At 57.7% G+C, this 20,318-nt stretch carries 23 protein-coding genes and 3 tRNA genes; 14 read left to right on the top strand and 12 right to left on the bottom strand.

Features of this window, described 5'->3' with window-relative positions; translation table 11 throughout:
• Nucleotides 1–44: 44 nt before the first annotated feature.
• A complete protein-coding gene (locus AC2FJ5_RS09895; protein ID WP_271949489.1) occupies nucleotides 45–707 on the bottom strand; it encodes a DNA-3-methyladenine glycosylase I in 663 nt (220 codons plus the stop codon).
• A 386-nt stretch (nucleotides 708–1,093) separates the two neighbouring features.
• On the opposite strand from AC2FJ5_RS09895, the gene AC2FJ5_RS09890 reads away from it, so the two are divergent.
• The 5 genes from AC2FJ5_RS09890 (at nucleotide 1,094) to AC2FJ5_RS09870 (ending at nucleotide 6,527) form a co-directional block, all read left to right on the top strand.
• Nucleotides 1,094–2,044, top strand: a complete 951-nt coding sequence (locus tag AC2FJ5_RS09890) for an ABC transporter substrate-binding protein (RefSeq protein ID WP_271949491.1) — start codon at nucleotides 1,094–1,096, stop codon at nucleotides 2,042–2,044.
• 10 nt (nucleotides 2,045–2,054) lie between these two features.
• Nucleotides 2,055–3,104 carry a quaternary amine ABC transporter ATP-binding protein gene (locus tag AC2FJ5_RS09885; protein ID WP_496689692.1) on the top strand — a complete coding sequence of 350 codons (1,050 nt, stop codon included), beginning with the start codon at nucleotides 2,055–2,057 and terminating at the stop codon, nucleotides 3,102–3,104.
• Entirely contained in the window at nucleotides 3,101–5,164 is a 2,064-nt protein-coding gene (locus AC2FJ5_RS09880; RefSeq protein ID WP_496793247.1) for an ABC transporter permease, read from the top strand. The genes AC2FJ5_RS09885 and AC2FJ5_RS09880 overlap by 4 nt, the downstream gene beginning before the upstream one ends.
• Before the next feature lie 105 nt (nucleotides 5,165–5,269).
• A complete protein-coding gene (locus AC2FJ5_RS09875) occupies nucleotides 5,270–5,935 on the top strand; it encodes an NnrU family protein (RefSeq protein ID WP_142636854.1) in 666 nt (221 codons plus the stop codon).
• A 70-nt stretch (nucleotides 5,936–6,005) separates the two neighbouring features.
• A complete protein-coding gene (locus AC2FJ5_RS09870) occupies nucleotides 6,006–6,527 on the top strand; it encodes a DUF2478 domain-containing protein (protein WP_496694801.1) in 522 nt (173 codons plus the stop codon).
• Between the two features lie 110 nt (nucleotides 6,528–6,637).
• Here the strand turns inward: AC2FJ5_RS09870 and AC2FJ5_RS09865 are convergent.
• A tRNA-Tyr gene (locus AC2FJ5_RS09865) sits at nucleotides 6,638–6,721 on the bottom strand.
• Between the two features lie 116 nt (nucleotides 6,722–6,837).
• Here AC2FJ5_RS09865 and rlmB point away from each other — a divergent pair.
• The 4 genes from rlmB to AC2FJ5_RS09845 all read left to right on the top strand — a co-directional run bounded on the left by rlmB (nucleotide 6,838) and on the right by AC2FJ5_RS09845 (nucleotide 9,131).
• The gene (rlmB, locus tag AC2FJ5_RS09860; protein ID WP_142636858.1) at nucleotides 6,838–7,611 is read left to right on the top strand and encodes a 23S rRNA (guanosine(2251)-2'-O)-methyltransferase RlmB; all 774 of its coding nucleotides are present in this window, start codon (nucleotides 6,838–6,840) and stop codon (nucleotides 7,609–7,611) included.
• A 15-nt stretch (nucleotides 7,612–7,626) separates the two neighbouring features.
• A complete protein-coding gene (locus tag AC2FJ5_RS09855; RefSeq protein ID WP_142636860.1) occupies nucleotides 7,627–7,905 on the top strand; it encodes a hypothetical protein in 279 nt (92 codons plus the stop codon).
• A 108-nt stretch (nucleotides 7,906–8,013) separates the two neighbouring features.
• On the top strand, nucleotides 8,014–8,460 hold the full coding sequence (locus AC2FJ5_RS09850) for a YHS domain-containing (seleno)protein (protein ID WP_496789578.1): 447 nt from the start codon (nucleotides 8,014–8,016) through the stop codon (nucleotides 8,458–8,460).
• Between the two features lie 200 nt (nucleotides 8,461–8,660).
• A complete protein-coding gene (locus AC2FJ5_RS09845; RefSeq protein WP_496793246.1) occupies nucleotides 8,661–9,131 on the top strand; it encodes a CoA-binding protein in 471 nt (156 codons plus the stop codon).
• A 4-nt stretch (nucleotides 9,132–9,135) separates the two neighbouring features.
• Here the strand turns inward: AC2FJ5_RS09845 and AC2FJ5_RS09840 are convergent, their stop codons facing one another.
• The 3 genes from AC2FJ5_RS09840 to hisF all read right to left on the bottom strand — a co-directional run bounded on the left by AC2FJ5_RS09840 (nucleotide 9,136) and on the right by hisF (nucleotide 10,839).
• Complete coding sequence (locus AC2FJ5_RS09840; RefSeq protein WP_496694804.1) at nucleotides 9,136–9,702, bottom strand: hypothetical protein; 567 nt, start codon at nucleotides 9,700–9,702, stop codon at nucleotides 9,136–9,138.
• Between the two features lie 61 nt (nucleotides 9,703–9,763).
• Nucleotides 9,764–10,081 carry a phosphoribosyl-ATP diphosphatase gene (locus AC2FJ5_RS09835; protein ID WP_142636868.1) on the bottom strand — a complete coding sequence of 106 codons (318 nt, stop codon included), beginning with the start codon at nucleotides 10,079–10,081 and terminating at the stop codon, nucleotides 9,764–9,766.
• Nucleotides 10,078–10,839, bottom strand: coding sequence for an imidazole glycerol phosphate synthase subunit HisF (gene hisF, locus AC2FJ5_RS09830; RefSeq protein ID WP_271949509.1), 762 nt, complete (start codon nucleotides 10,837–10,839; stop codon nucleotides 10,078–10,080). The genes AC2FJ5_RS09835 and hisF overlap by 4 nt, the downstream gene beginning before the upstream one ends.
• A gap of 170 nt (nucleotides 10,840–11,009) precedes the next feature.
• On the opposite strand from hisF, the gene AC2FJ5_RS09825 reads away from it, so the two are divergent.
• Nucleotides 11,010–11,402, top strand: coding sequence for a DUF302 domain-containing protein (locus tag AC2FJ5_RS09825; protein WP_271949511.1), 393 nt, complete (start codon nucleotides 11,010–11,012; stop codon nucleotides 11,400–11,402).
• Nucleotide 11,403: 1 nt separating this feature from the next.
• Here AC2FJ5_RS09825 and hisA read toward each other — a convergent pair whose 3' ends face one another.
• Nucleotides 11,404–12,123: a 1-(5-phosphoribosyl)-5-[(5-phosphoribosylamino)methylideneamino]imidazole-4-carboxamide isomerase gene (hisA, locus tag AC2FJ5_RS09820; RefSeq protein WP_496690915.1), complete on the bottom strand. Its 720-nt coding sequence runs from the start codon at nucleotides 12,121–12,123 to the stop codon at nucleotides 11,404–11,406.
• Nucleotides 12,124–12,257: 134 nt separating this feature from the next.
• Between hisA and AC2FJ5_RS09815 the strand changes: the two genes are divergently transcribed.
• Entirely contained in the window at nucleotides 12,258–12,665 is a 408-nt protein-coding gene (locus AC2FJ5_RS09815) for a DUF2147 domain-containing protein (protein WP_142636876.1), read from the top strand.
• 4 nt (nucleotides 12,666–12,669) lie between these two features.
• Here the strand turns inward: AC2FJ5_RS09815 and hisH are convergent, their stop codons facing one another.
• Nucleotides 12,670–13,308 (bottom strand): imidazole glycerol phosphate synthase subunit HisH, encoded by a 639-nt coding sequence (hisH, locus tag AC2FJ5_RS09810; protein ID WP_496793244.1) that lies wholly within the window; start codon nucleotides 13,306–13,308, stop codon nucleotides 12,670–12,672.
• Nucleotides 13,309–13,896: an imidazoleglycerol-phosphate dehydratase HisB gene (hisB, locus tag AC2FJ5_RS09805; protein ID WP_496793243.1), complete on the bottom strand. Its 588-nt coding sequence runs from the start codon at nucleotides 13,894–13,896 to the stop codon at nucleotides 13,309–13,311.
• 154 nt (nucleotides 13,897–14,050) lie between these two features.
• Here hisB and AC2FJ5_RS09800 point away from each other — a divergent pair, with 154 nt between their 5' ends.
• The gene (locus AC2FJ5_RS09800; protein WP_142636899.1) at nucleotides 14,051–14,290 is read left to right on the top strand and encodes an Lrp/AsnC family transcriptional regulator; all 240 of its coding nucleotides are present in this window, start codon (nucleotides 14,051–14,053) and stop codon (nucleotides 14,288–14,290) included.
• On the opposite strand, the gene AC2FJ5_RS09795 is transcribed toward AC2FJ5_RS09800, so the two are convergent.
• The 3 genes from AC2FJ5_RS09795 to AC2FJ5_RS09785 all read right to left on the bottom strand — a co-directional run bounded on the left by AC2FJ5_RS09795 (nucleotide 14,287) and on the right by AC2FJ5_RS09785 (nucleotide 14,681).
• A complete protein-coding gene (locus tag AC2FJ5_RS09795; RefSeq protein WP_496793241.1) occupies nucleotides 14,287–14,442 on the bottom strand; it encodes a hypothetical protein in 156 nt (51 codons plus the stop codon). The two genes, AC2FJ5_RS09800 and AC2FJ5_RS09795, sit on opposite strands and share 4 nt — an antisense overlap.
• Nucleotides 14,443–14,498: 56 nt before the next feature.
• Nucleotides 14,499–14,573, bottom strand: a tRNA-Gly gene (locus AC2FJ5_RS09790).
• Between the two features lie 33 nt (nucleotides 14,574–14,606).
• A tRNA-Gly gene (locus tag AC2FJ5_RS09785) sits at nucleotides 14,607–14,681 on the bottom strand.
• 201 nt (nucleotides 14,682–14,882) lie between these two features.
• On the opposite strand from AC2FJ5_RS09785, the gene AC2FJ5_RS09780 reads away from it, so the two are divergent.
• Together AC2FJ5_RS09780 and AC2FJ5_RS09775 are read left to right on the top strand one after the other, a co-directional pair.
• Nucleotides 14,883–15,266 carry an MAPEG family protein gene (locus AC2FJ5_RS09780; protein WP_496690910.1) on the top strand — a complete coding sequence of 128 codons (384 nt, stop codon included), beginning with the start codon at nucleotides 14,883–14,885 and terminating at the stop codon, nucleotides 15,264–15,266.
• 133 nt (nucleotides 15,267–15,399) lie between these two features.
• The gene (locus AC2FJ5_RS09775) at nucleotides 15,400–16,347 is read left to right on the top strand and encodes a hypothetical protein (protein WP_496793240.1); all 948 of its coding nucleotides are present in this window, start codon (nucleotides 15,400–15,402) and stop codon (nucleotides 16,345–16,347) included.
• Nucleotides 16,348–16,400: 53 nt separating this feature from the next.
• On the opposite strand, the gene AC2FJ5_RS09770 is transcribed toward AC2FJ5_RS09775, so the two are convergent.
• Nucleotides 16,401–19,838, bottom strand: a complete 3,438-nt coding sequence (locus AC2FJ5_RS09770; protein WP_281994913.1) for a pyruvate carboxylase — start codon at nucleotides 19,836–19,838, stop codon at nucleotides 16,401–16,403.
• Nucleotides 19,839–20,318 lie beyond the last annotated feature (480 nt).

Genomic DNA, 20,318 nt, shown 5'->3' with positions numbered 1-20,318 from the left:
GACAAAAAATCTATTCTGGCAGCACACGTGTGCAAATGGTTTTTTTACAGGCTCATTGCTAGGACGCGGCTGATTTCCGTCAGAGATCGCCCGGACTGTTCCATCCATGTGTTGAATGCCGCTTGAACCGAGGCCATCGCCTTTTTCGATGTCGGCGGCTTATCGACCACGCCCTCGGCCACCAGCCGTGCGGTCACATCCTGCGACAGGATGAAACTGTCACGCCCCGCAAATCGCATCGCATATTGCGCCGATGCACCGCCCAGCCGCGACCCGCGCTTGCCCAGCATATTCAGCAGACCGACATAGTCATCCGAAGGCCACCCACCCAGAATCTTTCCGACGCCACCTTCTTGGCGCAGTTCCAGCAAAAAGGCAGCATTGTCGCGGACCGTGGCGATCTTGGTGCCATTGCGCACGATTCGAGTGTCCTGCAGCAGAGCATCGAACTTTTCGTCGTCCATAAAGGCGCAGCGTCCAATGTCGAACCCGTCAAAAGCGGTTTCGAACCCGTCCCATTTGTTTTCGATGACCTTCCAGTTAAACCCGGCCTGAAAGATGCATTTCGTGATAATCGACAGCCAGCGATCTTCGGGCATTTCGGCCAGTTCCGCAGGGCTTTTGGGTTTGGAAAGCTTGTTGCTCAGGGCATCTGTCCCGCCGTAACGGCTGGCGGCTATGGCGAAAATCTCGTCGAAATGGCGCATCTGCAGAATCCTCCAAACCTAGCGTCGCGTTTTGCGGTCGGTGTTGCAAGGTGGCCTGGGACACATGCCTGCCAAGGCAAAAAAACATCCCAAGCCCAAAAGAAATGCTCGACAAAGTGGGTGATTCTGGTTTGTGATTGACTCGTCAATCAATATCCGCATCGCAATGCTGGGGAAATGCAGTGTGCGCGGGCGCGTAGCATGATGCTGAAAGAGTGGAAACACTGGGGCAAAGGGGCGAGTTATTCCGTGCCGCGCCGAACTGTCTGCTTCCCTTCTTCGCCAGTTTTTGTGCATGTTGCGACATGGATTTGTCACATGACAAGCCGACTGGCGCGTAACAGCGCGCCGGACCGGGCAAAACGAATATTGCAGGGAGAAAATCAATGAAAAAACTGAGTGTAAGCCTGATGGCGCTGACCGTTGCAGGCTCTGCCTATGCCGCCGAGATGGGGGCCGTGGATCAGCCGATCAAACTGGCGATCAACGAATGGACTGGCCAGCACGTGACCACCCATGTCGCGGGTGAGATGCTGAAAGCTGCCGGATACAATGTGGAATATGTGACTGCAGGCATGATGAATCAGTTCCAAGCGTTGGCCGATGGTGACATCGACGCGACCCTGGAAATCTGGTCGTCCAACGTATCGGATGAATATGCCAAGAAGATCGACGAAGGCACCGTCGTTGAAATCGGCGATCTGGGCCTCGACGCCAAAGAAGGCATCGCCTATCCCGCGCATGTGGCTGATCTGTGTCCCGGCCTGCCCGCATGGGAAGCGCTGAAGGACTGCGCGCAGGTGTTTGCGACGGCCGAAACGCTGCCCGGGGGCCGTCTGGTCGATTACCCGGCCGATTGGGGTACGCCCGGCGCTGACCGTATGGTGGGCCTGGATCTGCCGTTCAAAGCGGTTCCCGCAGGTTCCGAGGGGGCTTTGATTGCCGAGCTTCGGGCCTCGACCGAGCGCAACTCGCCGCTGCTGATCACCTTCTGGCAACCGCATTGGGCCATGTCGGCCTATGATGTGCAATTCGTCGAACTGCCAGCCGGGGAAGACGCCTGTTTCACCGATCCCGCTTGGGGCCCGAACCCGAACGCTGTGAACGATTGCGATTTCTCGCCGTCGCGCATCTTCAAGGCGGGTTGGAGCGGCATGGAAGACAAATGGCCCGCAGCCTATGAAATCCTGACCAACTATCAGCTGGCGGTCGAAGATCAGCAGCCGATGATGGGTGCGATCGACGTTGAAGGTGGTTCCGTCGAAGAGGTCGTCGGCGCTTGGATGGCTGAAAACGAAGGCAAATGGCGCCCTGTTGTTGACGCGGCAACGCAGTGAGCTGACATCAGTGACTGATGTAAATTCGCCAGCCATCGCCTGCCAGAATCTCTGGCAGGTGTTTGGCCCTGGCGCTGACAAAGCCCTGACCGACGCGCTGTCTCGGTCAGGGAATGACGCTGACAAAGCCGCTGCCGATCTGCGGGAAAACGGGTTCATCCCCGCCGTTCAGGATGCCAATTTCGAGGTCAAGGAGGGCGAGCTGTTTGTGATCATGGGCCTGTCCGGATCGGGCAAGTCCACTTTGATCCGCTGTATCTCGCAGCTTTTGCCGGGCACGGGTGGCGAAATCCGTGTGGATGGCGAGAACGTCATCGGCGCGTCAAAGAAAGCCATGACCGAGCTGCGCCGCAAAAAGCTGGGCATGGTATTTCAGCATTTCGGCCTGTTCCCGCATATGACCGTTGCCGAAAACGTCGCCTATCCGCTGCGTGTTCAGGGTGTTAGCCGCAAAGAGCGGATGGCCCGCGCGCAGGAGGTGATCTCGTTGGTCGGGCTGGAAGGGCGCGAAGACAGCTTCCCGCGTCAGCTTTCGGGTGGTCAGCGGCAGCGCGTCGGGATTGCCCGGTCTCTGGCCGTGAACCCCGATATCTGGTTTTTGGACGAACCATTCTCGGCCCTCGATCCCTTGATCCGCCGTCAGTTGCAGGATGAATTCCTGCGCATTCAGGCGACGCTGCAGAAATCCATCGTCTTCATCACCCACGATATTCAAGAGGCGCTGAAACTGGCCGACCGGATTGCCATCATGCGCGACGGCAAGATAGTCCAGATCGGTACACCCACCGATATCGTACTGCGCCCGGTGGATGATTACGTGCGAGAGTTTTCAAAGGATGTCGCCAAGGGTCAGCATGCCAAGGTCGCATCGGTCATGCGCCAAGACGGAGAGCGGGGACCAGATGACCCTGGCCTAACAACCTCGATGACATTGGACGCTGCATTGGCGCATTGCATGGAGTTATACGAACCGGTGCCCGTCAGGGATGCCGATGGTAACATCGTCGGAACGGTTCATCCGTCCGATCTGGCCGCCGCCCTGCAGGTTGATGAAACATGACTGTAGCGACGGAAGTTTCTGTGCCGCAGGCGCGCCTGAGCATTGGCGCGCGCGCCGCACTGATCACAGTGATCGTCGGTGCGCTGTGTCTGGCGCTGGAAGGCGTCGCGCCCTGGCTGGTCAAATGGCCCGCAGGCTGGGAACTGCCTGCAACGCAATGGGTAGGCACGTTTCTGGACTGGTTCCTGAACGGGATCAAACCGGCGGCGCGGCTGTTTTCCGATCTCATGGCCTATCCCATGAACTGGGCCAACTTTGTGCTTGGCAATACGCCATGGCCCATCCTGATCGGTCTGGTGACTGCGCTGGGTTGGTATCTGGGCGGCTTGCCGATGGCGGCGCTGGGCTTTGTGGGCCTTAGCTTTGTGTTGGCATCGGGCTATTGGGCCGAAAGTATGAACACCCTAGCGTTAGTGGCCGTTTCCGTGCCGGTTGCGCTGATCATGGGCGGAGCTATCGGTATCCTTGCCAACGAAGTTCCGCGCGTGAAGTCATTTGTGCAGGCCGTGCTGGACGTGATGCAGACCGTGCCGACATTCGCTTATCTGACGCCGCTGCTGCTGCTGTTTGGTTTCGGTCCTGTGGTTGGGCTGATCGCCTCGGCCATCTATGCGGCCCCTCCGATGGCGCGCAACGTGATGTTGGGGCTGGAGCGGGTCGAACCGGAAATCAAAGAGGCTGCCATCATGTCCGGCGGCACGCGGTTTCAACAGCTGTTTCAGGTCGAGATTCCGGCTGCAGCCACGCAGATCATGGTCGGTGTGAACCAGTGCCTAATGGCTGCGCTGTCGATGGTTATCATCGCAGCCGTCATTGGCGGCTTCAACGATATCGGTTGGGAGGTTCTTCTGACCATGCGCAAGGCACAGTTCGGCGAAGCCTTGATGGCCGGTCTGGTGATCGTGGTCTTTGCCGTCGTCATCGACCGGATGAGCGGGACGCTGGCGACCGAACGTAAACGCTATGACCAGCGTGTAGCCTGGGCAGTAATTGGCGTTGCCGTGCTGTTCACCGCTGCCTTTTGGACCAGGCTGCCGAACCCGTCCGAACTGACCATTCTCGACCCGCTGGCCGGGGTGATTGACGGCGGGCTGACGGCGTTTACCCAGGCTAATGGGCCTTGGCTTGACGCGCTCAAGAACAACTCTTTGTTCTATGTGCTGCTGCCGCTTCGGATTGGTTTGGACCAGGCCGTGCTGCCGTTCACATGGGGTTTTCAGTGGACGCCCGTGATGAGCTATGGCCTGTTCGCCGCCGCCGCAGCGATTGCTGTGCTAATGGCATGGCGCGGACACCTGACCGGCGGGCTGGTGATGCTGATCCTGATCGGGATGCTGGAAACCGGCATTGCCAATCTGCCCTGGCCTTTCGTTCTGACTGCCGCCGCCGCGTTGGGTTGGGTGGCAGGGGGCTGGCGATTGGCGGCGCTTTCGGTCGGATTGCTCTGTACCATTCTTGTCTCGGGCCTGTGGGAACGCGCGCTGTTATCGCTGTATCTGAGCGGTGCTGCGGTGTTTTCCTGTGCCGTAGTCGGAGGTGTGATTGGTCTGGCCAGTGCAGTCTGGTTGCCTGTTTGGAAGGTGGTCCGCCCCGTCTGTGACATGTTGCAGACGATCCCACTGTTCGTGTTCCTGATTCCTGTGCTGATGGTGTTTCAGATCGGCGAGTTTTCGGCCTTTCTGGCAATCTGTGCCTATGCCGTTGTTCCGATGATCCGCTACACACGGCACGGGCTGGTCAACACACCGGATGAGATGATGGAGGCCGCCATCTCTAGTGGCGCGACCGAGTGGCAGATCATGCGTGACGTGCGCGCGCCTTATGCTGCGCCGACTATCTTACTGGGTCTGAACCAGACCATCCTTTACGCCTTTGCCATGCTGGTGATCGCTGCGCTGATCGGAACCACCGGTCTGGGCCAGTCGATCTATCTGGCGCTGGGGCAGGCGGATGTGGGATTGGGGATTTCAGCAGGGGCGGCGATGGCTATCCTTGCGCTGATAGCTGACCGCATCGTGCAGGGCTTTGCCGAGGAACGTCGCAAGGCGCTGGGCCTGTAAACATCGGCAGAAAGGCGGAACAACCGCCTCTCTGCCTCATTTGATTTTGGGCAAGGACGTTCCGGCGCAGGTGATTAAACCTGGTGCAAATGATCGGAGACTACCATGGCAGGCTGGCCCCTATTCTTTGCTGCACTGATAGCGTTTCTGGCGACCCATGCGATACCAGCGCGCCCCGCTGTGCGCGATCGCCTGATCACTACGTTCGGACGGCGCGGGTATTTCGTGGCTTATTCCATCTTGTCTCTGCTGGTTCTGGGTTGGTTGATCATCGCCGCAGCGCAAGCCCCGTATGTCGAGGTGATCCCACCCATTTGGATATTCCGCTGGATTCCCGTTCTGATGATGCCCGTAGTGTGCTGGCTCGCGGTTGCGGGCTTGACGATCCAGAACCCGTTTTCATTTGGTGGCTTGGGCCAGCGCCCGTTCGATCCGGAAAAGCCCGGCATTCTGCGCACCACGCGCCACCCTGTTTTGGTGGCGCTGTTGGTGTGGGCTGTCGCTCATCTGCTGGCCAATGGCAGCCTGTCCCACGTGATTTTGTTCGGTTTGTTTGCGGTATTTGCTGCGATGGGGCTGCCGCTGATCGATCGACGCAAGTCCCGTCAGATGGGTGCTGAATGGGGTCGGCTGTCGCGCAACACTGCAAGGTTTTCTTTGCGTGCGCCACGCCCTTGGCCGCCTGTTTGGATCGGGTTTGTAGCGCTGGCGGCATTTGCAATCCTGCTTCACCTACACGAACCGGTGATCGGATTGTCTCCGCTGCCATAAGCTGAGTGGTGGTCGGGGCGGGTCGTGCGTGCTATTTGATGTTTCGAATTGTTGCGACAAGGGGATTTGCATGTACCTCGCCTATGTTACGACCACCGACCGCGGTGCAACCGACCGTCTGCTGAGCGCGGCTGCGGATCGCCTTTTGGCCGCAGATGCGCAGTTGGCGGGTGTGGTGCAAACCAACACCGAATGCGCCGACAGCAGCAAGTGCGACATGGACGTCCGTGTCCTGCCTGAGGGAGAGACCATCCGGATTTCGCAGTCTTTGGGTACACAGTCGCGCGGCTGCCGTCTGGACCCTGCGGCACTTGAGCGGGCAGTTGGATATGTGACGGCATCGCTGGCAGAGAATCCCCATTTGCTGATCGTTAACAAGTTCGGCAAGCACGAGGCGGATGGGCGCGGTTTTCGCCCGGTCATCGCTGAAGCACTGGCGCAGGACATTCCGGTTCTTGTCGGGGTGAACGGTTTGAACACGGCCAAATTCGAAGAATTCACGGGCGGCGGTGCCGAGCAGATTGAGCCCGACCTTGAGGCGATCTTGGCCTGGTTTGACCGGGTCACTGCGCAACGTGAAGCTGCCGCCTGACAGAGCGGTCATAAGGCGGGGCCATCGGTCCTGCCAATTTCTGCTTGGTACGGTGTGATCAGCCATTCATCACTCGCGCTGGCAAAGCTTGCTGGATGTCTGGAAGAAAATGGTGGGCGACCCTGGAATCGAACCAGGCGTGCGTCTCCGCGAGGGAGTTACAGTCCCCTGCCACACCTTGCGGCCTGTCGCCCACTGTCAGGCGTTGCACCTGACGTGGAGGCGTGATTACTAGCGCTCTAAAGGAGCGTCAACAGGAAAATACTGCTTTGACGCAGGAAACCGAATTCGCGGCCCGGAGGCCAAAGAAATGAAGAAACCCAAGTGGGTCGTCGAAAAAGAACAGGCGCGCAAAGCTGCCGCATCCGAAACTGTTTGGCTGTTTGGTCTGCATGCGGTGCGGGATGCGCTGATGAACCCAAACCGCACAAAATTGCACCTGATTGTGACGCGGAATGCGCGGGACAAGCTGGTGGAAGCCATTGAATTTGCAGGTATTGAGCCCGAGATGGTTGATCCACGCAAATTTACCGCTCCGATTGACCCGGGGTCGGTTCATCAGGGCGCGGCCCTTGAGGTTAAGCCTTTGGAATGGGGTGGTCTGGCGGAAAACTGCATCGGGCGCGAACACCCGCGCGTCATTTTGTTAGACCGCGTAACCGACCCCCATAATGTCGGAGCGATTCTACGGTCAGCTGAGGTTCTTGGAGCCAGCGCTGTAGTCGGTATGCGCCATCACGCGGCGCCGGAAACTGGCGCGCTGGCCAAGACCGCCAGCGGCGCACTGGAACGTCAACCCTATCTGCGGGTGCGTAACCTGGCTGATGCCATTGTCGAGTTGCAGGGAATGGGGTTTCTGGTCCTAGGACTGGACGGCGAGGCGGACGACACGATCGAGGCCGCCTTGGGAGGTAACCCGGACCAGCCAGTGGCATTGGTGTTAGGCGCAGAGGGACCGGGCCTGAGGCAAAAAACCAAAGAAACCGTCGACAAGTTGGTCAAAATTGACGCTGTGGGCGGGTTTGGTTCTCTCAATGTCTCAAATGCGGCGGCGATTGCCCTATATGCTTCTAGGCAAAGATAACGACAGGAGAACGCCATTTCCACGCCATCCAAAATTGCGACCTGCTGTTATTGTGGGACCCGGGCAGCGCTTGTTCTAAAAGGCACGCAGCGCCAAGAGCTCAGTTGTTCAAGCTGCGGTGCTCCGCTGCATAACCTCAAGATGATGCCAAAGCGCAAACTGGATGATGCCAAGGCGAACCGTCAAACAGCCAAGCAGGATCGTCCCTACAAAGGCAAAAAGAAGAAGAAAAAAGGCGTTTTCTCACGGGTGCTGGATGAAGCCTGGGATGTGATCGAGGACATTTTCGACTAAAGGCTGGCGTTGCCGGTTCGAATGTTCACAAGCGCGTTAAAAGGGGTTTCAGTTGCGATAATAAATTGCATCTTGATACCCTGAGTTTCTATTTGTGATCCGATGACCATGAACAGACGTTTCCTTTTTGGCGCGATTGCCGCCAGTGTGATTGCTCTTCCTGCGTTTGCGCAGGATCTGCCCGTCTTCTATCGGACGGATGGTGCAGCCATGGCCGGATATGATGCGGTGTCCTATTTCAATGGCGAAACACCTGTTCGGGGTCAGCCTGAATACGCGGTTATGTGGAAAGGCGCCGAATGGCACTTTGCCACCGCTGAGAATCGGGACGCGTTTGAGATGAATCCGCGTGCCTATGCACCTCAGTTCGGCGGGTACTGCGCCTTCGCAATGGCGCAAGGAGAGCTTGTCAGCACCGATCCGACTATTTGGCAGGTGATTGACGGTCGGCTGTATCTTACCCACTCGCCCGAAATCGAGCGCATCTGGCAGACCGATACCGCCGCCTATATCCGCGAGGCCGAGGCGCATTGGCCAAGCGTTCTGTATGAATAACAGGGCGACGGCCGTTTTTTCTGATCTGTCATCACAAAATCGCGCGCTACCTCTTTTTTTCTCTGAACTCATGCTTAAATGTCACAGTGACCGCGGAACGGAACTGCCGCGGGTCATTTCACTGTCCCTCGTTCCAACAACTGGCGCTCAGGTATTCCTGGGCGCTTTTTTCTTTTGGAAAGGGCGACTAGGGTGCCCAAATGACTGAATATTCCGATGAATTCCTGACCCAGATCCTGAAACATACCAAAACCGTTGCTGTGGTTGGGGTGTCGATGGATCCTGTGCGACCCAGCTATTATGTGGCGCGGTATTTGTCACTCAGGGGATACAAAGTGATCCCTGTTAACCCCGGCCATGCGGGCAAGATGCTGTTTGGCCAGACAATCCGTGCGTCGCTATCCGAGATTTCCGAACCGGTAGACATGGTCGATATCTTTCGCCGATCCGAAGCTGTACCACCCAAAGTGGACGAGGCGCTTGAGGCGTTTCCCAATCTGCGCACAATCTGGATGCAGATTGGAATAGAACATACCACGGCTGCGGCCACAGCGCAGGCGCGCGGGGTGGATGTCGTGATGAACCGCTGCCCGAAGATCGAATATCAGCGTTTGTTTGGCGAATTGCGCATGGGTGGTTTTGCCACCGGAATGATTTCGTCGAAACTCTGAGCGGTTATTCACCGAGATATGGTTGCAGTTCGCCGAATTGTTCCAAACGTCGCCTTTCCAGAACCACTTCGCGCGGGACCCAGTCATAGCGCGTGTCTTGTGGTAAGGGCGTCCAGTACAGCACGCCGCCATAGCGCCAGGGGTCCAGCACAACACCGTCATACATTGTCTCGCCTTTGCGACTGATGATTGCCGTGCTGTGGTCGATCCGGAACGGGTTGTCGGCATTAGCGATGGCGCGGTGCATTTCCAGCGTCTGGAAGTTTTCTTGATCCAGCCGCCGTTCGATATCCTCGGCCCAGTGCCAACACAGTCCGCGCGGCTTCAGGCCCTTGTTGACTTTGGCATTGTGGATCAGTGGCGGGTCGGTGATCTGATATTCCTGGGCCAGTTGATCGGTGTAGGCATAGGCAATGCGCGCGGCGCGGTTGGCCTCTTCAGGGTCGATGTCAGGCCCGAGGTTGCGGATTTCAGACGCCAAGCGCTGAACTTCATCACTGGTGGACGGCGGGGCAATTGCGCAGGCCCCCAGAACGGCTAGCGCCAGCCCAAATACCAAAGCTCTGATCATCTGCGCGCCCTTTGACCTGCGAACCTGTCAGGATCAGAATAATGGATCGACAACACCTGCGTCACCCCTTGGGTCGCGCGGCCTTTTCCGCGATGCCGCTGGTGCCCTGACGCCGGGCCAGTTCGGCCAGCACATCATCCAGCGCCACATCGCGCGCGGCCAGCATGACCAGCAGGTGATACAGTACATCCGCCGCCTCTGAGGTCAGCTTGGCCTGATCGCCCTTGACCGCCTCGATGATGGCCTCAACCGCCTCTTCGCCGAATTTCTCGGCGCATTTCTCGGGGCCTTTGGCCAACAGCTTGGCGGTCCAGCTGCCTTCAGGATCCGTCCCTTTGCGGGCCTCAATCGTTTGGGCCAGCTCGTGCAGAATGCTCATGTCAGCCTCATCGGGATGCCAGCGGCGGCCATGTGTTCCTTGGCCTCGCGGATGGTGAATTCGCCGAAGTGAAAGATCGATGCGGCAAGGACAGCGCTGGCACCGCCTTCGGTGACGCCTTCGACCAGATGATCCAGAGTTCCAACCCCGCCCGAGGCGATCACTGGTACATTCACAGCATCCGAAATGGCGCGTGTCAGCGGCAAGTTGAACCCGGCTTTGGTACCATCGCGATCCATCGAAGTCAGCAGAATCTCACCCGCGCCCTTGGCGACGACGGTTTTGGCGAACTCAACCGCGTCGATGCCAGTGGGCTTGCGTCCGCCATGAGTAAAAATTTCCCACTTGCCGGGGCTGACGGTCTTGGCGTCGATGGCACAGACGATGCACTGGCTGCCGAATTGATCGGCGGCTTGGGCGATCACATCCGGGTTTGCCACTGCCGCCGAGTTGAAGCTGACCTTGTCTGCACCCGCCAGCAAAAGAGCGCGCACGTCTTCCTTGGTCCGCACGCCGCCGCCAACGGTCAGGGGTACAAAGCACTGTTCCGCTGTGCGCTGCACCACATCGAACATGGTCCCGCGGTTTTCATGGGTGGCATGGATGTCCAGAAAGCAAATCTCGTCAGCGCCTGCCGCGTCATAGGCCTTGGCGGATTCCACCGGGTCACCCGCATCGCGCAGGCCAACAAAGTTAACACCTTTGACAACGCGGCCATCGGCGACATCCAGACAGGGTATGATACGGGTTTTCAGCATCTCTCGTCCTTTGTTGGCGCACCTCTAACGGCAAAGCCCCGCCGATGCCAGACTTGTGATTGTCACAACTCTGGAACCTGTGAAAACTGTCCCCAATTCATCAGGAGATCAATGAGATGCGTAGACTCTTTTTAGCAACCACTTTCATTTTCGCAGGAGCAGCTGCCGCAATGGCTGACGATATCATCAAGATGAAGACCGACAAATCGGTGACACAGGCGCTGGACGCGCTTGAGACGGCGATTGGCAACGCGGGTGCAACGGTTTTTGCGCGGGTTGACCACGCGGCCGGGGCCGAAAAGGTCGGAACGCCAATACCACCCAATCAGGTGCTGATCTTCGGCAATCCTGCGCTGGGTACGCCTGCAATGCAGATCGACCCGCGTGCCGGACTGTTCCTGCCGCTCAAGGTGCAAGCGTATGAAGATGCCGACGGTCAGGTTTGGCTGATCTATGAAGATCCAAAAGAGACGATGGATGAGTTCGACGCGGTCGAAAACTCTCCCATCATCGAGAAAATGCGCGGGGCGCTGGCAAAGCTGACTGCGGCTGCCGCGCAGTAAATCAGGTCAGGGCGCGAATGGCCTCTGCCAGGTCAATCGCGCCGTCATACAGCGCCCGGCCGGAAATCGCGCCGTTCAGTTCCACACCGCAATCACGCAGAGCAATCAGATCATCCAATGAGCTGACGCCGCCTGACGCGATCACCGGGATCGATACGGCACGGGCCAAGTCCGCGGTGGCCTCAATGTTAGGGCCCTGCATCGCGCCATCGCGGTTGATATCAGTATAGATGATTGCAGCAACGCCGGCATCCTCGAAGCTGCGCGCCAGATCAGTGACCTGCACATTCGTCTCTTCAGCCCAGCCTTTGGTCGCGACCATGCCGTTGCGGGCATCAATGCCAACGGCAACTTTGCCGGGAAAGGCTTTGGCCGCCTTGCGCACCAGATCCGGGTTCTCGACCGCGATTGTGCCCAGAATCACTCGGGCCAGACCTTTGTCGATCCAGGTTTCAATGGTGGCCATGTCGCGGATACCGCCGCCAAGCTGGGCGGGAACGTTGCATTCCTTCAGAATTGCCTCGACTGGAGCGGCGTTGACCGGCTCACCGGCAAAGGCACCGTTCAGGTCAACCAGATGTAGCCATTCGCACCCCGCGTCGACAAAGGCACGGGCCTGGGCGGCGGGGTCTTCATTGAACACGGTCGCTTTGTCCATTTCTCCGCGCAGCAGGCGCACGGCCTGTCCGTCTTTGAGGTCGATGGCAGGATAGAGGATCATGTTGTCAGGCCTTGAATCGCTGTTTTCCCGGCGGGATATCGCACAGGCAGGGCAGGGGATGCAACGCGACGCAAAGTCAATCTTGCCCCACGTCCACCAGCGCGCCAGACTGCTGGTCAAATAGGGAGGATTTTATGAAGAAAACAACTTTTGCAGCAGCCTTGGGGCTGGCATCTCTGATTTCGGGAGCGGCGATGGCCGACCCGGTTGACGGTCTTTGGAAAACCCAGCCCGGAGACACCGGCGGATATCTGCATGTTTCGATCGCCGAATGCGGCAGCGCGATTTGCGGTACCATCGATACCGCTTTTGACAAAGACGGGAATGAACAGCTTGAATATGAAAACCTCGGCAAACAGATCATCTGGGATATGGTGCCCGATGGCGACGGCACCTATGGCGGGGGCAAGATCTGGGCTCCGGACAGAGACAAGACCTACAGCTCGAAAATGACCCTGGACAGCCAGAACAAGCTGACCGTCAAAGGTTGTGTTGCGGGTGGATTGGTGTGTCGCGGGCAGGACTGGACACGGGTTCAGTAACCACTCAGGGCGTCCAGGTCAGGAAATTCCCGATCATGCGCAGGCCCACATCCTGGCTTTTCTCAGGATGGAACTGCATCCCGACCATAGTGTCACGGCCAATTACGGCCGTGACGTCCTGACCGTAATCCACATAGGCCAGACGCTGTGCCGGATCGCTGACCCGGAAATGGTATGAGTGGACGAAATAGGCGTGATCGCCTGATGTGACCCCGGCAAAGACAGGGTGTTCGCTTTCCAACACCAGATCGTTCCAACCCATATGCGGCACTTTCAGCGACCGGTCTGACGGCGCAATCTGCACCACATCCCCGGCAATCCAGTCCAACCCATCGGTGTCAGTGTACTCATGACCTTTCGAGGCCATCAGCTGCATACCCACGCAGATACCCAAAAATGGGCGGGCTTTCTGCTCGACCGCTTCGACCATCGCGTCATAGATACCCTTGTGCCCGCGCAGCTCAGCCGCGCAGGCAGGGAAAGCGCCGTCGCCGGGCAGCACCAGCCGGTCGGCGCGTGCAACGACATCCGCGTCTGAAGTTACTACGACCTCGCCGGTGTCCAGTTCCCGCGCCATGCGCTGAAACGCCTTTTCAGCGGAATGCAGATTGCCGCTTTCATAGTCGATAATGGCGGTGAGCATTTACAACGCGCCCTTGGTCGACGGAATCGCATCTGCTTTGCGCGCATCGGTCTCAACCGCGTCGCGCAATGCGCGCGCGACAGCTTTGAACGCCGCTTCTGCGATGTGGTGGCTGTTGAACCCGTGCAACTGGTCGATATGCAGCGTGATGCCGCCATGAGTGGCCAGCGCCTGAAAGAACTCGCGCACCAGTTCAGTGTCGAAGGCGCCAATCTTGGGTGTCGGCAGGTCTACGTTCCAGATCAGAAACGGTCGCCCTGACAGATCCAACGCACAGCGCACCTGTGCATCGTCCATCGGCAGGTGACATTCGCCATACCGCCGGATGCCCTTTTTGTCGCCCAAGGCCTGTGTCAACGCTTGCCCCAGTGCGATTCCGGTATCCTCGACCGTGTGGTGGTCGTCGATGTGGTAATCGCCCTTGGCGCGGATCGTCATGTCGATCAGAGAATGGCGCGCTAACTGATCCAGCATGTGGTCAAAGAAACCGACGCCGGTCTGATTGTCATACTGGCCGGTCCCATCCAGATTGACCTTGACCGTGATCTCGGTTTCGGCGGTCTGACGGCTGATCTTTGCGCTGCGCATGGGCGAATTCCTTTTACTACAGGCGTGCTTATAGACGGGGTAGGGCGGGTTGATCCAGACCATCCGTCGCAATCGCCGCAAACTGTTGCAGGGGATTGCGCCCGGGCGCAGCCCATGTCAGCCTGCGACCAACTCAACCAACAAGGCCCGGCCCATGTCCACCTGTGTTTTCATCCAGATCCGCTGCAAACCCGGCACCACTTACAAGGTGGCTGAAGAGATCGCGTTGCGCGAAATCCACTCGGAGCTCTACTCTACCAGCGGCGAATATGACCTGCTGCTGAAGCTTTACATCCCCGAGGCCGAGGATGTGGGACATTTCATCAATGAAAATCTGCTGGTGATCTCGGGTATAGAACGCTCGCTGACCACAATGACGTTCAAGGCCTTCTAGCCCTGCTCAAACGTGGTCACGCGGAAGATTCGGTCCGGGTCGTGATTGGAGTGCTTCGGCGCGGTGTCAAAGACGTTCTTACGCGCCGCCCGCGCGGCCAATGTGACGGCGGCTTTGTTCGGTTGCGGCATATGAACATATACGCGGGTCATGCTTTTTCAGCAGGCCGCGCCATAAGAAAACAGCGTTGAGTGAGAGGGTTTGTATCTGGAGCGGGCGAGGCGATTCGAACGCCCGACCCTAACCTTGGCAAGGTTATGCTCTACCCCTGAGCTACGCCCGCATCAGATACATATTTGGTCCGGAGACCTCTCAATGGAGCGGGCGAGGCGATTCGAACGCCCGACCCTAACCTTGGCAAGGTTATGCTCTACCCCTGAGCTACGCCCGCGCCGTTGAGTGAGGCGTGAAGTATTAATTCTGGCGGAAAGCTGCAAGGGGAAAAACGCGACTTTTGCAAAAAATCTTCTCGTGCGGAGGAAATCCAGACAGACTTGACCTTGCGTAGCAGCAGCCCGGTTCAACTGGACCGGTCGAGATTCCGCGTTAAGCTTCGCCCAGAGCTTAGGAATATTAATAGACGGAGCCACCCATGCTGACAATTACACCGGTTTATGCGGCATTAGCCGCCTTTTTGTATCTGGCGCTGAGCCTTCGGGTCATTGGCCACCGACGAGGCGAAAAGGTTTCCTACGGGGATGGTGGCAAGGGTCAAATGATCAAGGCTATCCGAACTCATGGCAATTTCGCCGAATACGCGCCGTTTGCGCTGTTATTGATGGCAATGGTTGAATTGCAGGGCGCCAGCGGGTTGCTGTTGAACCTGTTGGGATTGGCCTTGCTGGGTGGTCGCCTGCTTCATGCATATGGGTTTGGCAGGTCTCCGCAGATCGTTATCCTCAGGCAAATCGGAATGCTGCTGACATTTGGTTCAATCCTCGTAGCTGCAATAGCCAATATTGTGCTGGCGGTGTGAGCGCGGTGGGTCGCTCACGCCGAAAAAGGCCACCGTTTTACCCAAATTCAATTATTAACTAACTGTCAACATTATCTCAGGCGCTTGATTTTGGGTATCTGCTGCCACTGCTCAAGAAGGACAGGTGAATAATATGAAACGGTTCTTGTTACTTTCGCGTGTAGTTGCGACAGCATTTCTGCTGCTTGGCGCTGTAAGCTTTGTGGCAGTTGTTGCCGCACCTGATATGGCCATCGCCAAAAATGGTGGCGGCAAAGGTAATGGCGGTGGCAAAGGCAATGGCGGTGGCAAAGGCAATGGTGGTGGAAATGGGAACGGCGCGGATAAGTCTGGCGACAAGTCTTCACAGGTGAAAGGTGGCAAGTCCTTGGGTAAAAAGGGGACGGGCAAAGGGTTGCTCGCCAGTCTTGGCCTGAAAAAGCAAAAAACTGCCAAAACGGGCGCTACGACTCAAAAGAAAAACGGGCTGGTCGCTTCGATTGGTAATCTGGTCAGGGGCAATAAGAAACCTGCCAAGATGACCAAAGTTACCACTGCTGTCGTTGATGAGAAGCCGGTTCACCCCAACAAGCACGGCAAAATTGCATCGGAGCTTAAAGGTCTGAACGCGGCCCATGCCAGCCAAACGGCTCTCATGAATGCGTCCCCGAACAGTATGCCAGGAAAGCTGTACTCTTATCAGCAGAACATCCTTGGTCATACCGACGCGACGACAGATCTGCAGGATAAGAACGACGAACTGGAAGACCTGCATGAACTGACCGCAGAAGAGATCGAAGAGGCCTATGAGCCGACCGAGGACGAGCTTGCCGAGGGCATCACCGCTCAGGACAAGTACGACGACGCGGTCGAAGAGGCTGAGCTGGCTGTAGAGGAGGCCGAGACAAACCTGGCCGGATCATCTGACCCGCAAGAGGCTCTGGATACTCTGACCGGCGGTCGCGAGTTGTCTGACGACGCCCTGAACGAGCTGCACGACCTGCTGGGTCTGCCGGCGCTTGCGGATTATGATGTTTCTGATGATGAAACAGAAAAGGCATTGGTCGAAGATGAGGTTGAAGAAGAAACCGTAGACGGCTGAACCTTAACCCAATGAGATGGAAAAGGCGCGCCCCAGAGGCGCGCCTTTTTTTGCTATTCCAGCTCGATCAGCAGGTCCTTGGCGTCAATTTGACCGCCTGGCTGAACGTGGATGGCTTTGACTACGGCGTCCCTTTCGGCGTGAATGCCAGTCTCCATCTTCATGGCCTCGATGGTCAAAAGCATATCGCCTTCTTTGACCTCTTGTCCCGCAGTAACCGCAACGGTTGCCACGACACCCGGCATCGGTGCGCCGATATGTGCGAGGTTGCCGATTTCTGCTTTGGGTCGGGCCTGCGTGGTTGATGTCACCAAACGGTTTGGCACCCGGATCACACGGGGCTGACCGTTCAGTTCAAAGAACACTTTGACCTCACCATTTTCATCGGTTTCACCGATGGCCTGACAGCGAATTTCCAGAGTCTTGCCGGGATCGATTTCCGCGGCGATCTCTTCGCCGGGCTCCATTCCATAGAAGAATGTGCGCGTGGGCAGGGTGCGGACGGGGCCATAGATCCGATGGCGACCCATGTAATCAAGGAACACCTTGGGATACATCAGGTATCCGTTCAGATCCTCGTCGTCGACCTCTTTGCCGTCCAGTTGTTTGGATAGCTCGGCGCGCGTTTCCTCCAGATCGACCGGGGGTACGTCTTTGCCGGGGCGGTCAGTGTTGGGGCTTTCGCCCTTAAGCGCCTTGCTGATGATCGCATCAGGGAACCCGCCCGGAGGCTGCCCCAGATTGCCGCGCATCATGTCGATGACCGAATCCGGGAAGGCCACATCCGAGTCCGGGTTTTCGACATCGGCGCGCGTCAGCCCCTGGCTGACCATCATCAGCGCCATGTCGCCAACCACTTTGGACGAAGGCGTGACTTTGACGATATCGCCGAACATCTGGTTCACGTCCGCATACATCTGCGCCACTTCATGCCAACGCTCTTCCAGGCCAAGGCTGCGCGCCTGAGCCTTGAGGTTGGTGAACTGGCCACCGGGCATCTCGTGCAGATATACCTCGGATGCAGGGGCCTGCAGGCTGGATTCAAAGGCCGCATACTGGCCTCGGACCACCTCGAAATAGTCGCTGATTTCGCGGATGGCCTTGATGTCCAGACCGGTGTCGCGTTCCGTATGGCGCAGCGCTTCGACCACAGTGCCCAATGTCGCCTGAGAAGTGTTGCCACTGAAGCTGTCCATCGCGCAATCCACTGCGTCCACACCCGCCTCGGAGGCGGCCAGAATGGTGGCGCTGGCGATACCGGCAGTGTCGTGCGTGTGGAAGTGGATTGGCAACCCGACCTCTTCTTTCAGCGCACGGATCAAAATCTTGGCCGAGGCTGGTTTCAGCAGGCCGGCCATGTCTTTCAGGCCCAGAATATGAGCCCCGGCATCGCGCAGCTCTTTCGCCATGCCAACATAGTATTTTAGGTCATATTTGGCACGGTTCGGGTCCAGAATATCGCCAGTATAGCAAACGGTGCCTTCACAGATTTTACCGTTCTCGACCACCGCATCCATCGCGACACGCATATTTTCGACCCAGTTGAGAGAGTCGAAGACGCGGAACACGTCGATATTTTCTGACGCCTGACGAACGAATTCCTGCACCACGTTGTCGGGGTAATTGGTGTATCCAACCCCGTTTGCGCCGCGCAAAAGCATCTGGGTCATCAGGTTCGGCATCACCTCGCGCAGGTCACGCAGACGTTGCCACGGACATTCCTGCAAGAACCGATAAGCCACATCGAAAGTGGCGCCGCCCCAGCATTCGACGCTGAACAGCTGCGGCAGGTTGGCCGCATAGCTCGGGGCCACTTTGATCATGTCGATCGACCGCATCCGCGTCGCCAGCAGCGACTGGTGCCCGTCGCGCATCGTGGTGTCGGTGATCAGCAACTGGCGCTGAGCCTTCATCCAATCGGCCACCGCCTGCGGGCCCTTTTGTTCTAGCAGATTGCGGGTGCCCATCTGCGGTTCACTTTTCAGAGCCGGGGCCTTGGCCTCTTTCAGATCGGTACGCGGTTCGGGACGATCCTTGGTTTCGGGATGCCCATTCACGGTGATATCCGCAATATAGGTTAGAACCTTGGTGCCCCTGTCACGGCGTCGTTTAAAGGTGAACAGCTCGGGCGTCGTGTCAATGAACTTGGTGGTGTATTCATTCGACAGGAAGGTCGGGTGTTTCAGCAGGTTGATGACAAAGTCGATATTGGTGCTGACGCCACGAATACGGAACTCGCGCAGCGCTCGGTCCATTCGCGAAATCGCGGCCTGTGGCGTCGGGGCCCAGGCCGTGACCTTGGTCAGCAGCGAGTCGTAGTACCGCGTGATTACACCGCCCGCATAGGCCGTGCCGCCATCTAGGCGAATGCCCATGCCAGTAGCCGAGCGGTATGCGGTGATGCGACCGTAGTCGGGAATGAAGTTGTTCTGCGGGTCTTCGGTTGTGATCCGGGTCTGAAGGGCATGACCGTTCAGGTGCACATCCGCTTGGCTGGCGGCGCCGGTGGCTTCGGCCAACGATTTACCCTCGGCGATCAGGATCTGTGCCTGCACAATGTCGATACCTGTGACTTCTTCGGTGACGGTATGTTCCACCTGAACGCGCGGGTTCACCTCGATGAAGTAGAATTTGCTGGTTTCCATATCCATCAGGAACTCGACGGTGCCTGCGCATTCATAATTTACATGGGCGCAAATCTTGCGGCCCAGTTCGCAGATTTCCGCGCGTTGTTCTTCGCTGAGATACGGGGCAGGCGCGCGTTCCACGACTTTCTGATTACGGCGCTGGACCGAGCAGTCGCGCTCATACAGGTGGTAAATTTCGCCATGTTTGTCGCCCAGAATCTGCACCTCGACATGGCGGGCGCGGATAATCATTTTTTCCAAATAGCCCTCGCCATTGCCAAAGGCAGCCTCGGCTTCACGGCGGCCTTCCAGGACTTTTTCTTCCAGTTCGTCCTCGGATTCGATTGGGCGCATGCCGCGGCCACCTCCGCCCCAGGATGCTTTGAGCATCAGGGGATATCCGATCTCTTTGGCTTGTGACCGGATCGCGTCCATATCGTCGCCCAGCACTTCGGTCGCTGGGATCACCGGAACTCCGGCGGCGATGGCCACGCGGCGGGCGCTGGCCTTGTCGCCCAATGCGCGCATGGTTTCGGCCTTTGGTCCAATGAAGGTGATCCCGTTCTGGACGCAGGCATCCACGAAATCTGGGTTTTCCGACAACAAGCCATAGCCCGGGTGGATGGCATCCGCACCACATTCCTTGGCCACGCGAATAATCTCGTCAATGCTGAGGTAAGCGGCAACCGGCCCCATCCCCTCGCCGATGCGATAGGCCTCGTCCGCCTTGAAACGGTGCAAGCCAAGCTTGTCCTCTTCCGCATATACGGCGACTGTGCGTTTGCCCATCTCATTCGCAGCGCGCATCACGCGAATAGCAATCTCGCCGCGGTTGGCGATCAGGATCTTGTCGAAATGTGTCATATCAGGTCCCGGTCCTGTTTGTTTGGCGAACTTCTAGGCGAACAATACGCGCAGGTATATCGGTGATTTGGGTAGAACCGGCATGTTAACGCTCGCAAACGCCTCCTGTTGGTGAATGCTTGATAGCCTTGCTGCGCTGCGGCATCAAGACTGGTGAATTGCGGCGTGATTTGGCGTGTTCATTAAAGACTTTTTGGCCACGGTCGGCAGGTGCTTTCCCAAGTTTCGACATAGCAGGCAAGTTGCGCGCATGGTCGTGCCGGGTGCCGAGCCGATTGACTTCAAGCACGTTGGGAATGAAAGGCCTGACCGTGTCCGGTTATCGTGGATGTGCAGCCCCGAGAGTTTTGGGCAGATCGTTTGCGTACCGCTTGCCTCAAATCATTGCGTCACTTCTTTATCCGATCCTCTGAAAGATCACCGACCGTTTATGAGTCTGGGGATTGTGCCGCTCAAAAGCGATAGGGCTGGCTAGGACGG

It is taken from the genome of Ruegeria sp. CDSA221, assembly GCF_059611825.1.
Note: the sequence above shows the minus strand (reverse complement) of the source record. Positions and strands in the feature narration are given on the sequence as shown.

Coding starts and splice junctions, on each gene's coding strand:
- AC2FJ5_RS09770 (WP_281994913.1), bottom strand. CDS start 19,838: ATGACACATTTCGACAAGATCCTGATCGCCAACCGCGGCGAGATTGCT.
- AC2FJ5_RS09815 (WP_142636876.1), top strand. CDS start 12,258: ATGAAGAAAACAACTTTTGCAGCAGCCTTGGGGCTGGCATCTCTGATT.
- AC2FJ5_RS09845 (WP_496793246.1), top strand. CDS start 8,661: ATGACTGAATATTCCGATGAATTCCTGACCCAGATCCTGAAACATACC.
- AC2FJ5_RS09780 (WP_496690910.1), top strand. CDS start 14,883: ATGCTGACAATTACACCGGTTTATGCGGCATTAGCCGCCTTTTTGTAT.
- AC2FJ5_RS09775 (WP_496793240.1), top strand. CDS start 15,400: ATGAAACGGTTCTTGTTACTTTCGCGTGTAGTTGCGACAGCATTTCTG.
- AC2FJ5_RS09880 (WP_496793247.1), top strand. CDS start 3,101: ATGACTGTAGCGACGGAAGTTTCTGTGCCGCAGGCGCGCCTGAGCATT.
- hisA (WP_496690915.1), bottom strand. CDS start 12,123: ATGATCCTCTATCCTGCCATCGACCTCAAAGACGGACAGGCCGTGCGC.
- AC2FJ5_RS09870 (WP_496694801.1), top strand. CDS start 6,006: ATGTACCTCGCCTATGTTACGACCACCGACCGCGGTGCAACCGACCGT.
- AC2FJ5_RS09895 (WP_271949489.1), bottom strand. CDS start 707: ATGCGCCATTTCGACGAGATTTTCGCCATAGCCGCCAGCCGTTACGGC.
- AC2FJ5_RS09835 (WP_142636868.1), bottom strand. CDS start 10,081: ATGAGCATTCTGCACGAGCTGGCCCAAACGATTGAGGCCCGCAAAGGG.
- hisF (WP_271949509.1), bottom strand. CDS start 10,839: ATGCTGAAAACCCGTATCATACCCTGTCTGGATGTCGCCGATGGCCGC.
- AC2FJ5_RS09795 (WP_496793241.1), bottom strand. CDS start 14,442: ATGACCCGCGTATATGTTCATATGCCGCAACCGAACAAAGCCGCCGTC.
- hisH (WP_496793244.1), bottom strand. CDS start 13,308: ATGCTCACCGCCATTATCGACTATGAAAGCGGCAATCTGCATTCCGCT.
- AC2FJ5_RS09890 (WP_271949491.1), top strand. CDS start 1,094: ATGAAAAAACTGAGTGTAAGCCTGATGGCGCTGACCGTTGCAGGCTCT.
- AC2FJ5_RS09840 (WP_496694804.1), bottom strand. CDS start 9,702: ATGATCAGAGCTTTGGTATTTGGGCTGGCGCTAGCCGTTCTGGGGGCC.
- hisB (WP_496793243.1), bottom strand. CDS start 13,896: ATGCGCAGCGCAAAGATCAGCCGTCAGACCGCCGAAACCGAGATCACG.
- AC2FJ5_RS09825 (WP_271949511.1), top strand. CDS start 11,010: ATGGCTGACGATATCATCAAGATGAAGACCGACAAATCGGTGACACAG.
- AC2FJ5_RS09850 (WP_496789578.1), top strand. CDS start 8,014: ATGAACAGACGTTTCCTTTTTGGCGCGATTGCCGCCAGTGTGATTGCT.
- rlmB (WP_142636858.1), top strand. CDS start 6,838: ATGAAGAAACCCAAGTGGGTCGTCGAAAAAGAACAGGCGCGCAAAGCT.
- AC2FJ5_RS09800 (WP_142636899.1), top strand. CDS start 14,051: ATGTCCACCTGTGTTTTCATCCAGATCCGCTGCAAACCCGGCACCACT.
- AC2FJ5_RS09875 (WP_142636854.1), top strand. CDS start 5,270: ATGGCAGGCTGGCCCCTATTCTTTGCTGCACTGATAGCGTTTCTGGCG.